Source organism: Kitasatospora sp. NPDC093558 (assembly GCF_040683475.1).
In the GTDB taxonomy this organism is placed as follows: Bacteria; Actinomycetota; Actinomycetes; order Streptomycetales; family Streptomycetaceae; genus Kitasatospora.
In genome coordinates, this window is record NZ_JBFBDY010000689.1 from 1 (window position 1) to 3,130 (window position 3,130).

General features: G+C 73.3%; 6 protein-coding genes and 1 pseudogene. 3 read left to right on the forward strand and 4 right to left on the reverse strand.

Going from position 1 to position 3,130, the window contains the following annotated elements:
• Positions 1–117: SDR family NAD(P)-dependent oxidoreductase (locus AB0O00_RS33765; protein ID WP_363658371.1), on the reverse strand; the 117-nt coding region annotated here is incomplete at its 3' end.
• 65 nt (positions 118–182) lie between these two features.
• Here AB0O00_RS33765 and AB0O00_RS33770 point away from each other — a divergent pair.
• Positions 183–719 (forward strand): MarR family transcriptional regulator, encoded by a 537-nt coding sequence (locus AB0O00_RS33770; protein WP_363658361.1) that lies wholly within the window; start codon positions 183–185, stop codon positions 717–719.
• 60 nt (positions 720–779) lie between these two features.
• Positions 780–986 carry a hypothetical protein gene (locus tag AB0O00_RS33775; RefSeq protein WP_363658363.1) on the forward strand — a complete coding sequence of 69 codons (207 nt, stop codon included), beginning with the start codon at positions 780–782 and terminating at the stop codon, positions 984–986.
• A 74-nt stretch (positions 987–1,060) separates the two neighbouring features.
• Here the strand turns inward: AB0O00_RS33775 and AB0O00_RS33780 are convergent, their stop codons facing one another.
• Positions 1,061–1,555, reverse strand: a complete 495-nt coding sequence (locus tag AB0O00_RS33780) for an FBP domain-containing protein (RefSeq protein WP_363658365.1) — start codon at positions 1,553–1,555, stop codon at positions 1,061–1,063.
• An 80-nt stretch (positions 1,556–1,635) separates the two neighbouring features.
• On the opposite strand from AB0O00_RS33780, the gene AB0O00_RS33785 reads away from it, so the two are divergent.
• Entirely contained in the window at positions 1,636–2,217 is a 582-nt protein-coding gene (locus AB0O00_RS33785) for a WHG domain-containing protein (RefSeq protein ID WP_363658367.1), read from the forward strand.
• 46 nt (positions 2,218–2,263) lie between these two features.
• Here AB0O00_RS33785 and AB0O00_RS33790 read toward each other — a convergent pair whose 3' ends face one another.
• On the reverse strand, positions 2,264–2,539 hold the full coding sequence (locus AB0O00_RS33790; RefSeq protein ID WP_363658369.1) for a DUF4406 domain-containing protein: 276 nt from the start codon (positions 2,537–2,539) through the stop codon (positions 2,264–2,266).
• Positions 2,540–2,643: 104 nt separating this feature from the next.
• Positions 2,644–3,130, reverse strand: a pseudogene (locus tag AB0O00_RS33795) (DeoR/GlpR transcriptional regulator); the annotation flags it as partial.

Below are 3,130 nucleotides of genomic sequence, written 5' to 3' on the forward strand. Positions count from 1 at the left end.
GACGGCGTCGGGACGGCGGCCGGTGATGACCACGTCGGCGTGGTCGGCCGCGAACCGGGCCGCGACGGCGCGGCCGATGCCGCTGGTTCCCCCGGTGACGAGCACGGTGCGGTGCACGGGTCCTCCTGCCCTCGGCTGTACGTTTAGGCCTAAACATATCCGACGAGCGCAAGGAGCGCACCGTGGTCGACGAAGCAGCGCCGGACCCGGAACCCGTCCACTCCGCGGCCGGGATCGCCGAGGCCTGGCGGCGGGAGCGGCCGGGCACCCCGACCGACTCCATCGAGATCGTCACCCCGGTCTGGTGGCTGGCGAAGCTCTTCGCCGACGACCGCGCCCGGGTGCTGCGCGCGGCGGGGATCGACGCGGCCACCCTCGACCTGCTGTCCGTGATCCGCCGCTCCGGGTCGCCGTACGCCCTGAGCACCCGCGAGCTCGCGCGCCGGACGCTGGTGACGGCGGGCGCGATCTCCCAGCGCGTCGCCCGCGCCGAGCGTGACGGCCTGGTGCGGCGCGCACCGGGCACCACCGGCCGGCGGACCGTCCTGGTGAGCCTCACGCCCGAGGGGCACGCGCTCATCGAGCGGTCCGTCGATGCCGTGCTCGGTCGGGAGGCGTCGCTCGTCGGCGGCCTGTCGGAGGACGAACGCGCCGTGCTGGCCGGGCTGTTGGACAAGCTGATGGACGACGTCCGACGGCGCACGGCACGGCGGGATTGAGTCGTCGGGCCCGCCGGGACGTACTGGTCAGTGTGTGGGTGGCAGGGGAAGGGGAAGAGGGTGAGTCCGGTGATCATCTCGGAGACGGTGGAGTTCCGCGTCGGGGACCGCGTGTGGGTGTACCGGGACTCGGCGTTCGGCGCGGTCGAGGGGGCTGTGGTCGTGGACGTCCGGCCGGACCGGAGCCTGCGGGTGGAGTTCACCGACGGGCACCGCAACCTCCTGCGGCACGGGCACGTCGAGCTGCGGGCGCCCGCCGTCGGGTGACGGCGGGCGCCGGGGTGGCGCGGGGGAGAGGAGCCAGCACAGGGTGACGTCCCACAGCGGGGCGCCACCCGCGGTCATGCGGTGACCTTGGCGACGAAGGCGGCCAGGTTCGCCACCGTGCGCTGGACCTTCTCCTCCAGGGTGAGCGACTCGTGCAGCTTGGTGCCGACCTCCCGTTTGCCGCGCACGTAGAGCGAGCACGCGAGGTCGCTGCACATGTAGGCGCCCACCGAGTTGCCCTGCTTGCCCGCCTTGCCGGCGCGTGGGGCGACCAGCAGCGAGACGCCACCGGTGTGGGTGGTCACGCACAGCGAGCAGATGCTTCGCCGGGCCTGCCAGGAGGAACCGGAGGACGAACGCAGCGCGACGGCCACCGGGCGGTCGCCGAAGTCGGGGAGCTCGGCGACGAGGTAGGCGCGGTCGGGCGCCTGGGGATCTCGCCAGCCCAGGAAGTCCAGGTCCTCCCAGGGCTGTTCGGCCAGGCCCCGCGGGACGTTCAGGCGCGAGGCCTCGCCCTTGGTGCAGTTGACGAAGGCGGTACGGATCTCTTGTTCGGTCAGCGGCTTCATAGGGATCAACGTAAATTACCTAGGAGCATTAGGCAAATGTATTATTGCTCCAGGAGACCAGGGAACGTGAAGGGAGCCGCATGGCGCGCGTAGGACTGACCGCCGAACGCCTCACCCGGGCGGGGGCGGAACTCGCCGACGAGGTCGGCTTCGACAAGGTGACCGTCTCGGCGCTCGCCCGGCGCTTCGGCGTCAAGGACGCGAGCCTGTACTCGCACGTCAGGAACTCGCAGGACCTCAAGACGAGGATCGCCCTGCTCGCCCTGGAGGAACTCGCCGACCGGGTGTCCGCGGCCCTCGCCGGGCGGGCCGGCAAGGACGCGCTGACCGCCTTCGCCGACGCCTACCGCGGCTACGCCCGCGAGCACCCCGGCCGCTACGCCGCCGCCCGGCTCCAGCTGGACCCGGAGACCGCGCGCGCCAGCGCCGCCGTCCGGCACTCGCAGATGACGCGCGCGATCCTGCGCGGCTACGACTTCGTCGAGCCCGACGAGACGGACGCCGTCCGGCTCCTGGGCAGTACCTTCCACGGCTACGTCACGCTGGAGACGGGCGGCAGCTTCGCGCACACGCCGCGCGACACCGAGGACACCTGGGCGCGGATCCTGGACGCCCTCGACGCGCTGCTGCGGAACTGGCCGAAGGGTCCGGCGAAGAGTTAGCAGGGTCGGCGGGCCGGGATCTCAGAGAGGCCAAGGGCTGGAAGAGTCAGCGGGCCGGGACCTCCGAGAGGTCGGTGAAGACGGTCTTCCCCTCGGCGCGGGCCTGCGCGACCATCCGGTCCGCGCCCTCGGACGGGCCGCCGATGCGCAGGACGGCGTCGCAGCGGCTCAGCAGCAGCTCGGCGACGGGGTGGAAGATCTCGTCGAACAGCGGCGTGCCGGGCCGGGCGCCGCCCGCGGTCTCCAGGAGCGGCAGGGCGAGGGCCTCGCCGGTGACGGCGAGGTGGCCGGCGCGGAAGAGGGTTAGCGCGACCTCGTTCATGGCGCGCACGTTCGCGTCGAGCTTGGCGGGGTCGTCCCCGGTGCCGAGTACGGGTCGGCTCTGACGATCAGAGGAGCGGTCACAAGGGTCTCCCTGGGTGGTGGTCAGGCGAGGACGGTCCCGACGCCCGCTTCGCGCAGGGCGTCGAGCGTGCGGGGCCCGCCGGGGTTGGTGGCGGGGTCGGCCGCGGCGCGGTCGGTGACGAAGGTGTCCACGGCGTCGAGCGGCGCGACCCGGCTGAACGCGCGCACGCCCAGCTTGGTCGCGTCCGCCACGGCCACCGCGCGGGCGGACTGGGCCAGGCCGGTCTGCTTGACGGCGGCGTCGTCGAGCGAGAACTCCGACCAGCCGTGCTCCGCGTGCACGCCGCCGATCGACATCACGAAGCAGTCGAAGGCCAGCGCCTCCAGCGTCCGCAGCGCGAGCGGCCCGACGAACGAACGCTCGCCGGGGCGGGAGCGGCCGCCGACCACGAGGAGGTCGATCCCGGGCCGGTCGGCCAGCCGGTCGGCCGTCTGCAGGCTGAGCACGGCGACGGTCAGCGGCGCCCGGGCGGCCAGGTGCGCCGCGACGTGGACGGTCGTCGTCCCG